Genomic DNA, 20,009 nt, shown 5'->3' with positions numbered 1-20,009 from the left:
TCAATTAAAAGTTAAAATCCCCAAAATCTACTGATACCTTAACTGGTTGCAGTTCTTGAATTTCTTGTTTAAATGAAATATCTTTTAATAAAATTTCAGGATGATCTACAATTTGTTCAAAAATCTCAACATAACGCTCACATAACTTTTGAACCGTGTCCCTAGTATATAAAGAGGTTGCATATTCCATAGTCAGTTCAATTGTATCTTCCAATTCAACCACTCTTAGCAATAAATCCATTTGCGCGCGCTTAAAGTCGTGATCATATGTCTTTAGTTCTAAACCATCGATAAACATATGATCTGCATCCATATTTTGCATAACAAATGAAACATCGAAAAGTGGGTTCCTATTATACGTTCCTTGAAGTCCTAATTGATTAACCAGGTCCTCATATTGACATTTTTGATGTTCAAACGCTTGTAAGACCTGTTCTTTTACTTCAAATAGGAATTGAGTAAACCTTTGTTCAGCTCTTGGATAATTCCTTATCCCTAACATGTTTACAAATACTCCTATAATATCTTGTAAATCCGCATGTGGGCGACCAGTAATTGGTGAACCAATAACAACATCCTCTTGGCCAGTATATTTACCTAGCAAAATATTATATACAGAGAGCATTAGCGTATATAATGTAGTTTCTTCTTTTGCTAATAAACGCTTAATTTTCTTGGTAACATTTGAATCAATAGTAAAGGATATTTTACTACCTTTCAGATCTATTATTTCAGGTCTTGTGTAATCAGTAGGCATATTCAAGACAGGTACACCATCTTTAAATTGCTCTAGCCAATACTGTTCATGTTTGAGAGCAATTTCTTTTTCTTTTTCACTCTGCTGCCATTCTGAGTAATCCTTATACTGTATTTTTAAGCTTGGTAATTTCTCTCCAGAGTAAAGCGCAAATAGATCTCTAACGAAAATATCATAAGAAACTCCATCAGTTACTATATGATGTAAATCAATAATTAAAATATGTTTTTGTTCTTTTAATCTAATTAACCCTACACGGAAATATGGAGCATTATTAAAATTAAATGGGCGAATAAACTCATTAATTATTTGTTCCACTTCAGATTCAAAGCCCTCAATTTGAGTAATATGGAAATCAGCATGATCATGAATAATTTGTACCGGTTTATCATTTTTCATTTCAATAGTAGTTCTAAATATCTCATGACGCTTAATTAATTGAGTGAACGCCTTTTCTAAACGTTCAATGTTTAATTTTCCATTCAAAAGAATAACGGAAGTATCATTATAAGCTGTACTTTCTGGATACAATCGGTGTAATACATAAAATCTCTTCTGAGCTGAAGAAAGCTGATAATGAGATTTAGGTTCAGCTGGAACAATAACATCAAATTCACTCTTATCTGCCCTTGAAATATAATTTGCTAGTTTCTCAATATTTGATAGAGTAAAGAGTTCTTTAATAGGAACTTCAACATTAAACTCTTTATGAATTTTTGAAACAATAGTAATAGCCTTAAGTGAATCTCCACCTAGTTCCAGAAGATCATCATGAACACCAACTTCTGAAACTTTAAATATATTTCTCCAAATTTTTGAAAGCTTTTCTTCTACCTCATTACGAGGTGCTACATATTCAGTTAAGAGTTGTGGTCTAGAATGGTATAACGTAGAATCTAATTCTTCTTCCTTCTCATCATTGAAAGAATTTAATAACACCCATTGATCAATACGTGCTTGCAGTTCCCCTGGAGAATGAATCAGTACTTCCCCTTGTTTCCATGACAGTGCTATATTAAAGGCCTGAACTCCTTCTTCAGGTGTCATAGATAATTCATGTACACTTGCACCTATCTGCATATCTTTTTCTTCATCTTCCCAGTATTTCCAATCACTCCAATTGACACTTATCCAAGGCAGGTTGGAATAACGATTTATATATTGTGCAAAAACATCCATGTATATATTTGAAGCAGCATATGATACATAACCTAATCCACCTAAGACCGCTGAAATTGAAGACATTAGAACACAAAAATCTAAATCTTTATTTCGTAAGCACTCTTCTAAATTGAGAAGACCATAAATTTTTGCAGAAAATTGTTCCTCACAGTCCTCTTTTTCAAGTTCCTGAATCAAATTAAAAGTCTTTCCACCAAGAATACCTGCACCATGAATTACACCATTAATCTTTCCAAACTTTTGTTCTGCCTTATGAATTGCTTCGTATAGTTGTGATTGATCTGTAACATCAGCAGCAAGTACATAAACTTTAGATCCCGTTTCTTCTATCTCTAAAACTTTACGAATTCTTTCCGAATACATCGTATTTTCCTTCAAATGCATATCCCACTCATCACGATTTGGCAGACCTGTACGTGTAAGAAGAACTAAGTTGGCTTGTACAGTTTGAGCCAAGTGTTTCGCAAGAATTGTACCAATAGCTCCGAGTCCTCCTGTAATAAGGTAAACTCCATTCTTTCGTAAAGGCAGTTTCTCTTTAGCTGGCTGTTCTAGTTGTAAAGGCTCGTAAGTTTGAACAAATCTTTTATTTCCTCGATAAGCAATCATCTTATCATTCGTATTTGAAAGACATTCTTCTACTAATTGATTTATTAGCCTATTCTTCAATTCTTTGTTTACAGGTAAAACAACATCAATACTTGAACAAGAAAGATAAGAATACTCTTGCGGAACAACTAATGACGTTCCAAGTACAGTTGATTTTTCTGGAATTAATTCTTCATCACCAATCACTTGTTGAACACCATTTGTAATGATTCGAATTGAGATTGAATCAGAGATATTCTTGTCTCCTAGTGCCTGAGTTAAGTAGAACATTGAATAGAATCCTAAGTTTTGTTTACAATTTACATATTCAATTGAGGCTTGTCTTTCCTCATTGGTAATTCCCCACATATGAATTATTCTTGTAGGTAAACCATATATTTCTTGTACTTCATCCAATAACTTAACGTAATCTGTACGTTCTTCAGGATTTATAATGAAGCGATCGTTATTCTCCTTATTAAAAGCAAAGCCAGGTTCTACTGTAACTACTCTCTGCCCTTTATTTAATAAGTCCTTAACTAGTTCATTACCTAATCCTTCTTGATCTACAAAAACAATCCATGTCTCATTCACATCATGATTTGGTTCAAACAATGTAGAACTTTTCCATTGCGGCGTATAGAACCATTCAGAAATGTTGTTTTTCTTACTAATTTTAGATTGCTTACTATTAAGCTTTTGACCTAAATCATACGGATTACCTTGTAATTTATAAGATATTTTATTGAAAGAATACATTGGTAATGGGATACGTCTTCTCTTCTCATCTTTATAAAATTGTTCCCAATCTACAGAAATACCTGTTACCCACATTCGAGTGATGTGACTGAATAAGAAATACATATCTGATACATCTTGTTGAACAGATCGAACCGTATTAAATATTCTTTCATTACCATTTTCATAGTCTAAAAGGCGACTAGTAAGCCTACTAAGGTCATTTCCAGGACCAATCTCTATGAATAGACTTGTATTGTCCCTATTCAACTCTTGAATTCCATCAGAGAATCGAACAGTTCCACGCATATGTTTTACCCAATAAACTGGGTTTGTTGCTTCTTCAGGTCGTATCCAAGTACCGGTCAAGTTTGACAAATAAGGTATTTTAGGTTCTCTAAGTGTCAATGTACTCACATAGGAAGCATACTCGTCCAGAATTGAATCCAGTTCGTGTGAATGTGCTGCTCCTTCTATTGTTACTCGCATACACATTAAACGCTGTTTCTTTAATTCATTCTCAAAATCTACAATCGCTTCTTCTGTCCCAGAAACTATACAAGCTGGACCATTAACTACCGCTAAAGAAATGGTATGTTGATATTCTTTTTCAAAAGAATTAATCAAATGAATTAATTCCTCTTCTGGAAGTGGAACGCTAAGCATTACCCCTGCAGGAAGACTACTCATTAGCTGACCTCTTTTTACAACCAATTTAAGTGCATCTTCCAAAGTAAATACTTCTGCTAAACAAGCAGCCACATATTCGCCAAAAGAATATCCAATCATTGCTTCAGGTTTAATTCCCCAACCCATTAATAGTTTCGCAACTGCGTATTCAAACGCGAAAAGAATTGGTTGACTAAATTCCATTCTTTTTAATTTTTCCGTGGCCTCATTAATACTGAAAGTAGTTGGGTATAACACTTCTTTCATGTTTACATTCGTAACAGATTGAAGGATTGCAAAACATTCATCCATAGCTTCACGGAAAATTGCCTCTTGTTCGTATAATTCTAACCCCATGTTTACATATTGCGATCCGTTCCCAGAAAATAGGAAGTTGATTTTAGGATGTTCCTCTTTTACATTTGCATATTGTACTCTTCTTCCGTCTGGCTGGTTTAATTGTTCAATTCCTTCTTGAGTACTGGAACAAACTAAAGCTCTCCTATGCTTGAATTCCTTACGTCCAATTTGCAATGTATAACTAGCGTCTGCCAAATTCACATGAGGATTCTGTTCAAGGTGATTTCCTAAATTCAAAGTCATACGATCCAAAGCATCTTTCGATTTTGCCGAAATCATTAACATCTGGTATGGTCTACTATTTGATGTTGCTTCAAGCTTTGGTGCCTCCTCCAAAATAATATGTGCATTTGTACCACCAATACCAAATGAACTAACACCTGCACGTAATGGTTTATTATCCTCTTTCCACTCATTTAATTGTTGATTTACATAAAAAGGTGTCTTTTCAAATCCAATTTGCGTGTTTGGTTTTGTAAAATTCACACTTGGCGGAAGAACCTGATCTTTCATCGCAAAGACCGTTTTAATTAGACCAGCAACACCAGACGCTGCATTTAGATGGCCTACATTTGCTTTAACAGATCCAATTGGTACAGATTGTTTTTCATTAGAGTTAAACACTTCACTAAGCGCCTTGATCTCAATGGTATCTCCTAGTTTAGTAGCAGTTCCGTGTGTTTCAATATAGGAAATGGACTCAGGTTCTACATTTGCTTCATGTTGCGCCATTTTAATAACTTCTACTTGGCCCTCTACACTAGGTGCAGTGTAACCAATTTTCCGATTCCCATCATTATTAATCGCCGTTCCTTTTATTACTGCATGTATAGTATCCCCATCATTTATAGCTTCCTGTAAAGGCTTCAGAACAACAATCCCAACACCGTCTCCAAAAAGCATTCCATTTGCATTTTCATCAAAAGGACGACAATGACCATCTGAAGAAAATAGCATTCCTTCTTGGTAGGTATAACCTGCTTTTTCAGGTTGAGTTAATGTAATTCCTCCAGCTATAGCAATATCACAATGCCCCTGTAATAATGCTTGGCATGCATTATGAATAGCCACCAATGATGTTGAACATCCCGTAAAGATATTCATACTTGGTCCTTTTAGGTTAAATTTGTAAGAAATTTGAGTGCTTAGCGAGTCTTTGTCGTTAAGTAATGAAATTAAAAATTGTCCAGCTGGTTCATTTGCCTCTGAAAGAGTAGATAACACTTGCCAATATAAGTTAGGAGATGCCCCACTATATACACCAATTAGGCCCGGGTATGTCTCGATATTATATCCAGCATGTTCAAGGGCAGACCACGCACATTCATGAAATACTCGTAGTTGCGGATCCATTAACGATGCATCTTGAGGTGTATAATCAAAGAATGGAGCATCAAAATTATCAGTTCCCTCTAAATACCCTTTCGCTTTAACATAATTAGGGCTTTTTACTTCCATAGGATTCACACCAGATTCAATTAACTCTTCATCTGTAAAAAATTGAATAGACTCTGTACCAGACTTTATATTATTCCAGAATTCATTTACATTCTGTGCTCCAGGAAAACGTCCATCTATTCCTATAATTGCAATATCGTTATCTTCTTTCGTTTTTCGATTAAATCGTTTTGTATGTTTAACTTGATTCTTTTGTTTATCTCCACTTAAGTATTTCGCTAAAGAACGAATACTTGGATACTCAAACATAACTCCAATTGAAATCTGTTTTTCTAATCTATTAATTAATCTCTCATGAATTTGAATTATATGAAGTGAAGTTGCACCAAGATCAAAGAAATTTTCATTTACATTTACAGTATCAACACTGTAAAACTCTTTCCAAATCCCTATAATTATTTCCTCTACTTCATCTTGATTTCTGAACTTATCTCCCGTTTTCGTTTGAGTTTGAGTTTCCAATTCAGAAATTCGTTTACGAGAATTCAGATTAATCCATTGATCAAAACGTTTATTTAAATCTCCTGAAGAAATAATTACCTGATTTAAACCACTTAAACCAAGCACACATTGGAATGTTTTTTGTCCTTCCTCAGATGTCATTTCAAGCGCTTCTATACTTTGAGCATTGAATATTTTATTAACCTGTTGAGCTCCCGTATACTGCCAATCTCCCCAGTTAATACTGGTCCATCGATTATTAGATGTATTACTCACTTTGTCTGAAAAACTATCTAAGTAAAGGTTTGCTGCTGAATAGGCTACAAAACCTAATCCACCCAATATAGGTGAAAGTGATGAAACAAGATAACAAAAATCAAGATCATAATTACTCAATAACTTATCAAGAACTAGCACACCATGTACTTTAGGAAGAAATTGCTCTTCACATTCAATCCTACTTATCTTTTCCATTGGACACTGAGCTGATTTAACACGTAAGACACCTGCTGCATGAATTACCCCATTTATGTGACCAAAATTAGCCTCAGCCTGATCAATCACGCTTCTCATCTGCTCTTCATCAGCTACATCTGCAACAGCTGTCATTACTTTTGCTCCCAATGACTCCAACTTCTGAATATGGTTAATACGTTGACATAATTGTTCATTTTCAATCTGTGATTGAAGAATTTGATCCCATTCTTCACGATCAGGAAGAGCTGTTCTACTAACTAATATTAGTTTAGCCTTTACTGTACGCGCCAAATATTCTGCTAATTTAAGGCCTACTCCTCCCATTCCACCAGTAATTAAATAAACCCCTTCCGATCGAATATTTCGAATTTTTGAAGCTGATTCATTTTCATTTATTACTAGCATTTCACTTACTTTTTCATCAGGTATAGACTCATAAATTCGAATGTAACGAGTATTATTTCGAATTGCTATTACAGTGTCAATAATGTTCATTTGAATCTCAGAATATAAGTTTGATATTAATGCTTCTTCATTATCAGACAACATAAAATCTACACTACGGCATCTAATATTTGGATACTCTTGCGGAAATACTTTTATAGGAGCTAAAAGAGTAGATTTTTCTGCAATAATAGACTCGTCTCCTACTACCTTTTGCATATTATTCGTCATAACATTTATATTGATAGGATAAAGTAAATTAAATTTACTAATTGTCTTTGCAAGTGATATTAATGAATAGAATCCAGTATCTAAGGTCTTTATACCTAAATCCTTATTATCCACATTCCATAGGTGAACAATCTCTTCTGGTAAACACTCTTGTTTTTGTAGCTCGTTAAATAACTGATAATAATCTTCTTGTTCAGTAGGGCATATTGTAAATTCATTTAAACTAATCTTTTTATATGAAGGACCCACACCGACTGTTATAACACGATGTCCATCTCTTTCAAGCTTTTCTTTAAGAGCTAAGCCTATATGCTCATTGTCTAAAAATAACAACCAACTTTTAGTAGATTCTTTAGTTACATCTACAATTTCTTTTTCCATCCAACCTGGAGTATAGAACCACTCAGCTATATTAGAACGTTTCTTTATCGATGTTTCTTCACTATTAGTTATATTTTGCTGTTCAGCTAGATCTATCCAATATCGTTTTTTCTCAAAAGGATAAGTTGGTAAGGCAATACGTAATCTATATTCCTCTTCATACAGTTTACTCCAATTAATTTCTACCCCTAACTCCCACGCTTGTCCCAATACCTCTAACAAGTCGTTCTGTAAAATAATCTGATTATTATTAATTTCAGAATTTAATAACTCTCCAATATGTACAATCACAAAATTAGGATCTACATCCTTAACTTGTGTTAGAAGTTCTACTTTTTCTCCATGCGTCCATTCTGTCTGTAACTCTATATAGTTCTCAACTAATGGATTCAGGACATCTTCTGGCTTAAGAGATTTATTATAAATATCTGAAACCATTCCAGCTAAGCCTGTACCAATAATGTTAGAAGGACGTACATCACATTCAATTAATACATCAATAATCGATTGCAAGCAGACGAAGAAGGTTAAATCTTCAACCAAGCTATCATCTGTTCCTTTAAAGAATGCTTCTTTCAATGCTTTTCCAGTATACATTTGGGCATCAGTCATATTACGCTCAAATACTTTTAAGAATAATGGTTCCTTTTGGTATAGTTCTTTTACATTCTCAATAATTGATGAGTATTCGCTAGGTAACACAAATACCAAATCTGGATTTTCTTGCGTTTTTACGTGAAAATCTTTAACTGTTTTTAAATTGTCTATGGCGCTATCTATATCCTTACATAAGACCGCTCTTCTATACGGAAATGATCGACGGCCAGTTTGCAATGTGTATGCTACATCTGCTAATTCAACATCTTTATTAGATTCCAGATATTGAACCATATTTACTGTAGCATTATTTAAAGCTTCTTTTGATTTAGCAGAAAGAACCATTAACTTTTTCTCTCTAGTAGAAGCAGAACTTTTAACTTTAGGCGCTTCTTCTAATACAATATGAACGTTAGTTCCACCATATCCGAAAGCACTCACACCTGCTCGAAGAAGATCATTATCTTCACTTTGCCAATTCACCAAATCAGTATTAATATAAAATGGGCTATCTATAAAATCAATTTTCGAGTTAGGGCGCTTCACATTTAAAGTTGGCGGGAGTTGTTTATGTCTCATAGATAAAACTGTCTTTATAAGTCCGGTCACCCCTGCAGCTGTATCTAAATGACCTACATTACTCTTAACAGAACCAATTGCACAAAAAGATTTCTTGTCCACATCTTGAAACGCTCTCTTTAGAGCCTCTACTTCGATAGAATCCCCTAATGGCGTTGCCGTCCCATGCGTTTCTATATAACTAATTGTAGAAGGATCAACTTCAGCAAAACTATGAGCTGCTTGAATTACTTCAGCCTGTCCCTCAACACTCGGAGCAGTATAGCCTACTTTTCGACCACCATCATTATTTGCTGCTGATCCTTTAATTACACCATATATCGTATCTCCATCAGCAATCGCATCTTCTAATCTCTTTAGTATTACCATACCTACACCATCACTAAAAACAGCACCCTGGGCTTCTGCATCAAAAGTACGAACTTTTCCATCTGGTGAACTTGTCATTCCTTCATGGTATTTATAACCATTCTTTTTAGGATACGTTATAGATACCCCACCTGCGGCTGCAATAGAGCATTCTCCAGTTAACAATGATCTACATGCAAGATGAATGCTCAAAAGAGATGTAGAGCAAGCTGTATACAATGTAAAACTCGGTCCCTTAAGTCCCAACTTATAGGATGTAAGCGTTGAAATTGCATCTTTATAGGAAAGAGTACCCGCCTCTGAAAACTCAACCACACTATCACTGTTTAATAATGGCGTGTGCTTCATCCAATTAAAATTAGTAGATGCTCCCACGTATAATCCTATTAATCCTTCATAATCAAATGGATTATAGCCTGCCATCTCTAATGCTTCCCATGTTGTTTCCTGTAACATACGGATCTGAGGATCCATTATTTTCGCTTCTCTAGGTGTATAAGCAAAAAAGGATTCATCAAAATATTCTACTTCCTCCAAATACCCTTTTGCTTTCACAAAATTAGGATGTTGTAAAACATCTACATTAACACCTTCTTTAATTAACTCGTCTTCAGTAAATGTAGAAATCGAATCAACACCATTTTTTAGGTTATCCCAGAATTGGTTTATCTCATTTGCACCTGGAAATTTACCTGCCATTCCAATAATCGCTATTTCCAAACCAGTTTTACTATCATCTTGATGCTTCATTTTCACTTTCCTCCTATTTTGTTTAATTCGGATTTTCTATGCTTTACATACTCTTAGCTACAATATTTAGCGCTAATACTCTTATTTCATAAACTTAAGCAAAAGAAAAAACACATGAAATTACCCATAAAGTAGCTAAAGTGATTTACATACCTGACAGAAAACAAAAAAATTTAATTACAATTTCTATTCCTGGATTTCAATGATATTTTGAGCACTCATTTTTATTCTAAAAACCTAATACTTTGGTAATAATTCTGTTAATATTACACTTTATGTAGTTAGTAAAATATTCACAAGAAGTTTTATTTAAGAAATTAATTTGTAGAGTAATAATTTTGTAGGGGTTTTATGTTATGAAATTAAGCATACTTTTTCCAATATCATATAGAAAAAAACAAAAAAGTGACATACAGTGAATATTGAGAAATAAAATTCATTTATTCCATATCTAACCAAAATAGAACGAATTTTCAATTTTAAATTAGATTTTCTTGTATTTATAATTGCATTCTCTATAAATCATCAATGGTGAGCTTTTAAACTTTAAACATAAATGAAGTTATATGCGAAATTTTTTAGTTTAGATGCGGATCTATAAGTGAATTCATTCATGAGGAATTACATATGCTACAGATTTAATATTCTTCATAAAGTTATATACATAAACTAAATTCCTTCAGCCGTTTTAAGAAAATATTGAGGATGAACATCGCTAGTGGAGCGCTTACTACCGAAAGGCAAACTTATTTCTAGGATTGCTGACTTACAATTTTGCATTGTACGACTCCTAAGACAGACCAAATAAGTTCCATATGCTACAGTACTGTTTATCCTTCCGTTATGTTTCGCTATGCACATACAATATTTTCATCTTATACCCATAACTATTGTCCTGCAGACGCTTTATATTATCTTCAAACCCACTATTTCACTAAACTGTAAAATTAAAACCACTAAATTTCCGAATAAACTGAAAACTAATGAGAAATTGACAAGAAATCTCAATAAGATCTTTTCAATATATCTTAACTTCAAACTCATGGAATCAGGACCCAATAATGATGCTATACAGGGGAATATTCTACTAAATAGAATTACTAAAAGAGATATCTATAGGGAACTCAGACGTTAAAGAGAATGCTTTGGATTTTGTTGAAGAGATAGCACAAAATGTAGAACAAGGTGCAGCTGTAAAACCCTCTCTTCTTAGACGAGCGAAAGCGGCTTTAACTGATATTAACTCAATGGTTGTTCATGGCTCCCAAGTTGCAGCTAAGATTGGCCAATTCATTAGTATAATGAGTGCATTTATTTCATAATTGTCGTTTTTTAAATTCTTTTGTATTGTTAAAAATTTAAAAAACGGTTCTAGTACAAACATATATAAATTAAAAAGCATCCATGGTGGGTGCTTTTGGCTTTGCTATGAAATAAGTATCCAATTTGAAATATCACTTTTTAGGAAAATTCAACTACAAAAGTAAAACTAATTTTACATTTTTTGTATTTTGTGGAATCCGTCATTAAATAACCAAATAAAAATCCTGTGATATCAGTATGTTTGCTTAACATTACTAGGTTCTATGAGTTTAACATTTTGTATGTTTTGTAAAATCCATTTTTCTTTCTAATCTTTAAATATGTTCCAAAAGGTGTACCTTTTGAAGTATATACATATCTCTTCTTATTCAATTCTGAAATTAATTTTTGTAATATCCCTAACCTTTGGATTACAACATAACGTATTGTATATAATTTAGTGTCCCAAAAACTTTACTTTTTGGGACACTAAATTATATGACATGATTGAATTTGTAAAAATTTCACTTTATATTTAAAATAAATATGTAAGAATATTTAAAATATTGAGAGAGGTGGAGGATTACTTAATGTGTTCACAAAAAGCTCGTTTATACAATCTAAAACTTATCCGAGATGAATTAAAGAAAAGAGATTGGGCTGTAGACGCTTTTCTATTTCATTATAAAAAGAGAGAATATATTGTTTTAGTAAAAGTTTATTCAAAAGGGGAAACTAAGGATAGTCCATATGCGATTGTTAAACTGGAATTTATAAAAAAAGGACATGGTTCCGAAAGCTTATGTGCGTATGCAGATTTATATAAATTACATTTTCCAACTTATAAATCGTTTAGAGAGTTTTTCGAAATCGATTTTGATCAAGAAAATCTAGGAGATATCATTCAACAATTCACACAATATTTTTCTACTTTTATTCCAAATCAATTAATTATAAATAAAGAGTCGGCATTAGAAAAATCTATAACAAGGTATTTGAATAAATCTGATTCCGATGGTATCTACTGTTTTGGTGTCAAAAGAAACGGACTTAAAAATGATGGTACACCAGGGCAAAGAAGGCCTGAAAATAATCAAAAAGCAGAACTATTGAGACCAGAATTATTTAAAAAATTAAAGTATGATCTAACAATCAGTTTTTGTTTTTCTGAAGACCCTACTAGAGAGACTTCAGATGAGATTATTCTTCTACGATGGGCGGAAAGAAACCGCTCCTTAGTTTTATAGGACTGAAAGCGGTTTTATCTTGAGACCTTTACTAAGGGTATAGCGAAGATTCGTTATATTTATGTATCCTTTTAAGGGGGCACGGCAACGATTCCTTCTTTTTGGGGCCATTCAAAAAAACAGATAGGATTCAAAGAATCTATTGGATCCCATCTGTTTCTAATCTTTGTTAATATATATATAATTTCGAAAGATTTTCTTCTAACAAGCTTGAATTATAATTAGGAGCTAGTACAATGTTTGTGTATGTTCCTACACCTGAAAGGTACTTGTATTTATGTTTGAAGCCGGATGGAATAAAAACAGATGCGGGGCTCTCAATGATTTGTATGTCTCCTTCGATTTCCACTTCACATATAAGCCCTGTACCATCTATGTTATTACCCCAAAACACAAAAGCACTATCACAATGATGTGCATGATAATCCACATGACCTCCCAAATTTTCGTCCATATGCTGATTACAGAATATACGTTGTATTACATAAAATGAAGCACGCTCATCTGTTCTATAATCCATTTGTACCCATCGTTCTCCAGGCCCATCCCTATGATACAAAAGTTCAGATGCCCCTTTTACAAATGGTTTACTAACACGTAAATTCTTTGAAAGGCGAGGTCCTTTTCGTTCTACCCATTTTTGTTGTATCTTCCTCACTCTTCCTATCATTTCAGGTTGAATTCCTTCATATGCTAAAACATTATGATTCACAGCTTTTACGTGATAAGGTGCTGTATGTGTAAAAACATTTTTTCCAATGATAGGTCTCCAATGATCGACTTTACAGCCTGTAGCCAATTGAAGAGATTGTGTTAATTCTGGAATCATTTTCAATTGAAAGTATTGATTATATTTTTGTGATAACAGAACAGATAAATTTAGTAAATCAACAATCCCAGCCCGTTCACCTATCCCGCATAAAGTTGCATCAATGACAGAAGCCCCAGCATCAATAGCCGCAAGAGCATTTGCTAGTGCTAGTCCTAAATCATTATGTAGGTGTACTTCAATTTCACAGGGGAATGTTTCAACCGCTTTCTTGACTATGGTTGCACACTCATTAGGTTCCCAAATTCCCACCGTATCAGCTAAACTAATTCGATTTGCTCCCGCTTGATATGCAATTTTTCCAAGGTAAGAAATATCTTCCCAAGTAGTTCTGGAAGCATCTTCAATTGTGAATCGGATTTTCATGCCTAAGTAACGAGCTTCTTCAATCGCTTGTTTCACTTGTTTCATCACATAATCTTTTGATCGATTTGTATACTTGGTTTGTAAAGAAATCGGATTAATAGATGCCCAAATCCCTACCCAATCAGCTCCTGCTCGATATGCAGCATGAACTTCTTCTTTTTTCGCTCGAGCATGCATTAAAATATCAGCTTGTTTTGCAGCAGCCGCAACTTCTCGGCAAACCGCTTCTTCTTCACGAGAAATTCCAGGATGTCCAACTTCAATTAACCGGATTCCAAAATCCTCAAGCATATGAACCAACGTAATTTTATCTTTCTTTGAAAAGCGAACATCACATTGTTGTTCCCCTTCTCGCAAAGTAGCATCTAAGATTGTTATATCCCTGTTCATTCCCTTTTTCCTTCTTTCATTTCTATAAAATTCAATACTTCTTTAAATAGAACATCATGATTTTTTTCATATACTGCCCAGTGTGTTGCATTAGGAATCACAACTTCCTTTTTTTGCTTAGTCCCAGTTAATTTCCATAGCATATCTCTATCGGCAAATAAATCTTCTTCTCCATAAATAACCAGCACAGGAGAAGTTATCTGAGATGCATCATATAAAGGACGGTTATTCCAAATAGAATATAAATCTTCTAGAGGCCCCATCGGTCGGCGAATGATGCCATTATTTTTCTCGCTAATTGGATCTGAGTGAAGAAATACGTCTTTTACAGAATCCATAGCTTCATTTGTGACAATTTTTTTCTCACCCATCATCATATGCCAGTGATGCATTCCTTTATCAAAGTCTACAGTTTGATAAGAGGGTGCATGAGGATTAAATTCCCCTTGCTGTAACGGATTGTCAAAGGGCTCCGTCATCATTGGAAGCGTAAATCCATGCATGTACCCATATAAAACAAGTGTATTAACATCATCAGAATGTGATATTGCATAATTTCCAGCTACCACTCCCCCGTATGACCAACCAACAAGATGAATTTTTTTTACATTCCTTTTATGTTTAATCCAATTCACAACCGTTTCTAAATCTTTTGTTGCATCGTCCAAATGAATGATTGGTCTATTTTGGTTAGGGGGTTCTGACATTTCTTTCGGTCTTGAAGATTGCCCAAATCCTCTAAAATCCATTGCCCACGTGTCATATCCTTTTTTAGCATACGCATCCATCCATGAGTATTTTGATACATCAAAAGCTTCTGCAGTAGGAACGCTAAACGGTTCTAAAAACAGAATGATTTCGTCAGATGTATACTGTTTTTTGGTATTTATACTTTTATGAAGTAAAAATAATGTTTCGTCTTCTTGTGAGATTTTATATTCTTCTTTTGATACTTTAGATGCTTTGCTCTGCTTTGGAATCTCTTGGTGATTAGAACAACTAGACAGTAAAAGAATAAAAAATACTCCTATTAAACTTATAGATTTCAAATTCTTTTTCATTTTTAAAATCCCTTTCATTTCATAGAAATGATGGCTATTATTCCAGCTGCAATAATTAACCCCGCCGGTAACCCCTTTGTAAACAATACAGCCATCAAAGTACCTATTAAAACACCCAATAATATAGTTGGATTCAACGGTAGTCCCCCTACTCCTTTTCCTCCTATAAACGACACTATAAATCCCGCTAAAATCGATCCCCATCCAATTGGAGAAGTAATTAACCTCATTATGTTATCACTCGAAATCTTCCCTGATGTAATGGGAACTAAAAGAAATAACATGAGAAAGAAAATACCAATTGGAAAAGCATATTGCTGAATAGCATACAAGATAGCTTTTTGTCCCATAGCAAATAACACACCTAATAAACCTGCTGCAATAGCTAGTGCATAATCTTTAACAATCAAAGCAAGTATAAAAATAATTCCTAACAATAGAAAAGAAACCATAAATTTTACCTCTTCTATAAAGTTGTATAATCCCAACTGCCGTTTTCGGGTTCACATACCTGTACCATATTTGGATGTGAAAGGTTAATCTGTATAAGGTTTGGACTGATAATAGGTTGTAAATCTTCTCGATTTACAATAAATTTAAATGCTTCAAAGCTTGCTAGAATCCCTATAGTGTTTGCAACAGGAGATAGTACAGCCCATGGGCGATCTTTTTTCACATAGCTATTCGCCCACTGTTCATCTGCACCATGTTTGATAGAATACAGAGCCCGTCCATCTTTTAAACTATGAATTCTATTTTGCATTTCAGGCGTCAGTTCTTGTTGATAAGAAGGATATCCTAATGCAATTTCATAAGGGACAGATTCAGGGGTTAATGACATTACCCCACCTCTAAAAGGAGGAGTAACAGCAATCCAGATAGAAGGAATTCCTAAAGCTTGAGCCGTACGGTGAATAATAACTCTTGCGACCAAATTATCAGTAGCATCTATAATGATATCTGTATTTGCTAGCAGATTTTTTGCGTTATCTTCTGTGACAAACTCTTGTGTGACCTTTACTTGTAGTAAAGGATTAATGTCTTTTAAGGTTTCTAGAGCCACAAGTGCCTTTGACTCCCCTAATTTACTTATATAGCTAAGCATTTGTCGATTAATATTACTCGCTTCAAAAATATCCTGATCAATCACATGAAGATTTCCTATCCCCATTCGTGCCAACTGGATAAGTGTAATCCCCCCTACGCCTCCAGCACCCACTACAGTAACACGAGCATTCTTTAATTTCTTCTGTTCTTCTATAGAAATTACACCAATATTTCGTGTAAAGCTTTCTTCATATATATTTTGTGTATTTAAATTTTCAGTGAACAAATTTGCTTCCCCCTTATAATGTTGCATAATCCCAACCGTTTTCTGGTGCGTCTTTTACCTGAACAGGAGTGAGACTATCTACATCTATAACTATGCCCTTTGGTGCTCTAGCTAAAGGTTCACGACCTGTTAGCACTTGAATTGCTTCATGAAAACTAAAAAGTGATAAAAGATGAGCACGCATAGGGGTAATAATCCATCCTACTTTTCCGTTGCAAAAATCTTTTGCCCAATCTTCTGGTGCTCCCTTTTCGACCGAATACCATGCTCTTTTTTTCTTAATATCAGCAATTTGCTGCCTTAACTTTGAATCTGTTAATATGGATCCTACAACAGAAACATTCAACGCCTCTTCATATGGAATCCCAGTTGGAAAGAATGTAGAAACGAACCCTCTTGTAGGGGGACTCCCTGACATACCTACACTTGGTATCCCTAATTCTCTAGCTGTTCTATGTATAATCACCCTAGAAGGCATATCATCCACAGCTTCTACCACAATATCATGACCCTTCATTAATTCCACCACGTTGTCTTCATCTACTTTTGTTTGTATAAAGTTTGTCGAGATATAAGGATAAATATCTTTTACAACTTGTTCAGCAACTGTTGCTTTTGGTTTTCCTACTACACTAGAAAGCGCTAACATTTGTCTGTTTATATTAGATATTTCAAATTCATCTGGATCGACCCCTGTAATATGCCCAACCCCCATTCTAGAAAAAAGGATGGCTTCATAACCTCCTACTCCCCCTAATCCAAAGATAATTACTCTTTTATTCCTAAGACATTCTTGTTCTGCTTTTGAATAGACACCAATGTTCTTTTTTACCATTTCCCAATAGTAAGTATCCATATCCATTGAAAAACCTCCTGTCATGTAATAATTAAAAAAACTATCCATATAAAATAATCAACATATATAACAATAAATTTAAAATATGTTAATTTTGTGAGTTATTTGTAAAAAGAATTAAAATTTTTAAGTTATTTATCTTTTGTTAACAGAATTGAAATTCCGTTAACTTTTTATATTGTTTTTGAGAGCATTTGTTTACGGAACTAATTTTTACAAGGTCTCTTTTAAGTTTGTAGTGTTACAATCTCATAAATTAAAGTTTCACCTTAAAAATCTATAATTTTTAATAAGTGGCCTGAAAAAGAAAGAATCGTTTCCGTGGGCCTTTAAGGACGTATTATTTATAAAAAGTAAAACTAAGTTGATAATTTTTTATTGTTTGTAAAACTGTTCGTTAAATATCTATATAAAAAGCCATTGATTTCAGCATTTCTGCTTGAAATCAATGGCTTTTATAAATTTAACATTTTGTATGTTTTGTAAAACTTATTTTTTCTTTGTAATCTTTAAATATGTTCAAAAAGGTGTACCTTTTGAAGTTTGTTTTTTAAGGGAAGTTTTTTGAATAAAGTTATTTCGAAAAAATTGTTAATTTACCACTAAATCAATATCTACAATGTTAGTACTAGTAAATATTATTTCGAATTTTAAACAAACTTAAAATTCGAAATAATATTTATAAATTTCTTAATGTTTACACAATTGATTGAGTACTGTATTGTTTTAGCTAATTGAAAATATTAAAGACATTGAAAGGGGAAAATTCGCATGTTAAGTAAAAAAGTTGCTTTTTTTAGTCTAGCTACTATAGTTCTTATGAGTGGAACAGCTAATGTAGCATCTGCAATGGAGCAAAGTTCAACTCTCGATTATCCTATTTCTTCTATTGAATCTACAAAAAATACTGATACATTTTTAGATAAATTGATAGATTTTAAAGACAAAGAAAAAGAAGCAAAAAATTATGGAAAGAACCTTCCTAATCATAGAGATAAAATTGTAGTAACACCAAAAGCAAAAGAAGCTTTTAATAACTATGAGCAAAATGGAACAAGGATTAATCAAGCTTTAAGAGAAGGGAAAGTAGATGGATATCCTAAAGAGTATGTAAAAGTAGCAAAAGAATACGCTGCAGAAATGGATAAAGTATTTAAACAAAATACTGCTAGTGTACCAGATACAATTATGGTATACAGATATACAGATGAACAACAGTTTGGAATTGCCCCGGGGACATTTTTTCCCAAAGATCCAAAAAATCCAAAAGAAACTATAGTTAATAAAGAATCAATTGAAAAATTCAAGAAAAAGTTTGAAGGGAAAACTGTTAAAGACAAAGGTTTTACAAGTACGTCACTAGCTATTCTTGATAAATATCTAGGAGAAAAGCCAAAAACAATTCGTATGGATATTGAAGTTCCAAAAGGAACACATGCTGTATATATGGGAAATGAATATGCGGAATTAATATTACCAAGAAATGCTCCATTAAAAATTAAAAAAGTTTCAGGAATTGTTGAAAAAGGAAAACTAATTGTAAAAGTTGATGCAAGTGTGGTAAATAAATAGTTTAATAAAGCTTGAGATGAAGAATTATGAAAAAAGATTTACTGGGATGTTTGGGCTTCTTCATTAATTGTTCCAATACTAATTAATGGGTATACCCCTCCTGTTTATATTGAAAGTAATTCCTTATAAAAAAGTATCCCTAGATAATAAAATGTACCCTATAGAATAGACACTTGAAAAAAGTCTATTCTATAGGGTATTTCTTGTATAATAAAAGGAAAATTGGGATCGGAGAATGTTGAAAATGACAAAAAAACTATTTACAGAAAGAGAAATTCAAATTCTATCAAATAACCTATACGTAAAATCTGTAAGTCAGAAAGGTATCACTTATACAGAGGAATTTAAGCATATTTTTATTGAGGAAAATGAGAAAGGAAAGCTACCTCGAAATATTTTTGAAGAATGTGGTTTTGATATAGATATGATTGGAATGAAACGAGTTATGTCATCGGGAAGTAGATGGCGTGCTGCTTATAGAAAAAATGGTGTATTGGGTTTAAGGGATACACGTATCGAAAACGCTGGCAGAACTCTTGAGAGAGAGCTTACGTTAGAAGAAAAGTATGCCCGTTTAGAAGCTGAACGAAACTTACTAAAGGCGGAAAACGAATTGCTAAAAAAATCAAACTTATGGAAGGGAGGATGAGAAGGAAATAACACTACCACCTAGTCAGAAATTCATCTTGATTCGTTCTGTCATCATGAAATACAACTTAAGGAATATGGTCAGTCATTTGTGTAAAGTAGCTGGTGTATCCCGTTCGGGATACTATAATTACTTTTCAGTTTCATCTCAAGAACAACGGAAACAAAAGAGTGATCGAGATGAAATCTTGAAGGAAACCATATTAAAAGCACTTCGATTTAGAAATAGAAACAAGGGGGCTCGTCAGATAAAGATGACATTGGCGGGTCAGTTTCAAGTTGTCTACAATTTAAAGCGTATCCGTAGAATTATGAAGAAATACGAGATTATCTGTCCGGTTCGCAAAGCGAATCCTTATAAAAGAATGCTTAAAGCTACAAAAG

The 20,009-nt window shown here is 33.5% G+C and carries 9 protein-coding genes and 1 pseudogene; 4 read left to right on the top strand and 6 right to left on the bottom strand.

All coding sequences use genetic code 11. The features are described 5' to 3' along the window. Positions 1 to 4: 4 nt before the first annotated feature. Entirely contained in the window at positions 5 to 10,021 is a 10,017-nt protein-coding gene (locus tag MKY21_RS27775; protein ID WP_341078030.1) for an SDR family NAD(P)-dependent oxidoreductase, read from the bottom strand. Positions 10,022 to 11,166: 1,145 nt separating this feature from the next. Between MKY21_RS27775 and MKY21_RS27770 the strand changes: the two genes are divergently transcribed. Next, positions 11,167 to 11,343, top strand: coding sequence for a hypothetical protein (locus MKY21_RS27770; protein WP_170952299.1), 177 nt, complete (start codon positions 11,167 to 11,169; stop codon positions 11,341 to 11,343). A gap of 570 nt (positions 11,344 to 11,913) precedes the next feature. Beyond that, entirely contained in the window at positions 11,914 to 12,570 is a 657-nt protein-coding gene (locus tag MKY21_RS27765) for a DUF6037 family protein (RefSeq protein WP_097846060.1), read from the top strand. Positions 12,571 to 12,739: 169 nt separating this feature from the next. On the opposite strand, the gene MKY21_RS27760 is transcribed toward MKY21_RS27765, so the two are convergent. Genes MKY21_RS27760 through MKY21_RS27740 form a run of 5 tightly spaced genes read right to left on the bottom strand, consistent with a single transcriptional unit; the run spans position 12,740 to position 17,411 of the window. Then, entirely contained in the window at positions 12,740 to 14,155 is a 1,416-nt protein-coding gene (locus tag MKY21_RS27760) for a homocitrate synthase/isopropylmalate synthase family protein (RefSeq protein WP_097846061.1), read from the bottom strand. Beyond that, on the bottom strand, positions 14,152 to 15,234 hold the full coding sequence (locus tag MKY21_RS27755; RefSeq protein ID WP_097846062.1) for an alpha/beta hydrolase: 1,083 nt from the start codon (positions 15,232 to 15,234) through the stop codon (positions 14,152 to 14,154). The genes MKY21_RS27760 and MKY21_RS27755 overlap by 4 nt, the downstream gene beginning before the upstream one ends. Further along, entirely contained in the window at positions 15,231 to 15,668 is a 438-nt protein-coding gene (locus tag MKY21_RS27750) for a DUF441 family protein (protein WP_341078027.1), read from the bottom strand. Before MKY21_RS27750 ends, MKY21_RS27755 begins: the two co-directional genes overlap by 4 nt. A 14-nt stretch (positions 15,669 to 15,682) precedes the next feature. Then, on the bottom strand, positions 15,683 to 16,576 hold the full coding sequence (locus MKY21_RS27745; RefSeq protein ID WP_445662226.1) for a HesA/MoeB/ThiF family protein: 894 nt from the start codon (positions 16,574 to 16,576) through the stop codon (positions 15,683 to 15,685). After that, positions 16,563 to 17,411, bottom strand: coding sequence for a HesA/MoeB/ThiF family protein (locus MKY21_RS27740; RefSeq protein WP_061661753.1), 849 nt, complete (start codon positions 17,409 to 17,411; stop codon positions 16,563 to 16,565). Before MKY21_RS27740 ends, MKY21_RS27745 begins: the two co-directional genes overlap by 14 nt. 765 nt (positions 17,412 to 18,176) lie before the next feature. On the opposite strand from MKY21_RS27740, the gene MKY21_RS27735 reads away from it, so the two are divergent. Next, positions 18,177 to 18,977, top strand: coding sequence for an ADP-ribosyltransferase (locus MKY21_RS27735; RefSeq protein ID WP_000949431.1), 801 nt, complete (start codon positions 18,177 to 18,179; stop codon positions 18,975 to 18,977). Between the two features lie 235 nt (positions 18,978 to 19,212). After that, positions 19,213 to 20,009 (top strand): annotated as a pseudogene (locus MKY21_RS27730) (HTH domain-containing protein); the annotation flags it as partial.

The organism is Bacillus sp. FSL R9-9497 (assembly GCF_038005805.1).
GTDB classification, from domain to species: domain Bacteria; phylum Bacillota; class Bacilli; order Bacillales; family Bacillaceae_G; genus Bacillus_A; species Bacillus_A cereus.
The sequence above is the reverse complement of the archived record's forward strand: the minus strand, read 5'-3'. Positions and strand labels throughout refer to the sequence as shown.

Coding starts and splice junctions, on each gene's coding strand:
- MKY21_RS27775 (WP_341078030.1), bottom strand. CDS start 10,021: ATGAAGCATCAAGATGATAGTAAAACTGGTTTGGAAATAGCGATTATT.
- MKY21_RS27765 (WP_097846060.1), top strand. CDS start 11,914: ATGTGTTCACAAAAAGCTCGTTTATACAATCTAAAACTTATCCGAGAT.
- MKY21_RS27760 (WP_097846061.1), bottom strand. CDS start 14,155: ATGAACAGGGATATAACAATCTTAGATGCTACTTTGCGAGAAGGGGAA.
- MKY21_RS27755 (WP_097846062.1), bottom strand. CDS start 15,234: ATGAAAGGGATTTTAAAAATGAAAAAGAATTTGAAATCTATAAGTTTA.
- MKY21_RS27750 (WP_341078027.1), bottom strand. CDS start 15,668: ATGGTTTCTTTTCTATTGTTAGGAATTATTTTTATACTTGCTTTGATT.
- MKY21_RS27745 (WP_445662226.1), bottom strand. CDS start 16,576: ATGCAACATTATAAGGGGGAAGCAAATTTGTTCACTGAAAATTTAAAT.
- MKY21_RS27740 (WP_061661753.1), bottom strand. CDS start 17,411: ATGGATATGGATACTTACTATTGGGAAATGGTAAAAAAGAACATTGGT.
- MKY21_RS27735 (WP_000949431.1), top strand. CDS start 18,177: ATGTTAAGTAAAAAAGTTGCTTTTTTTAGTCTAGCTACTATAGTTCTT.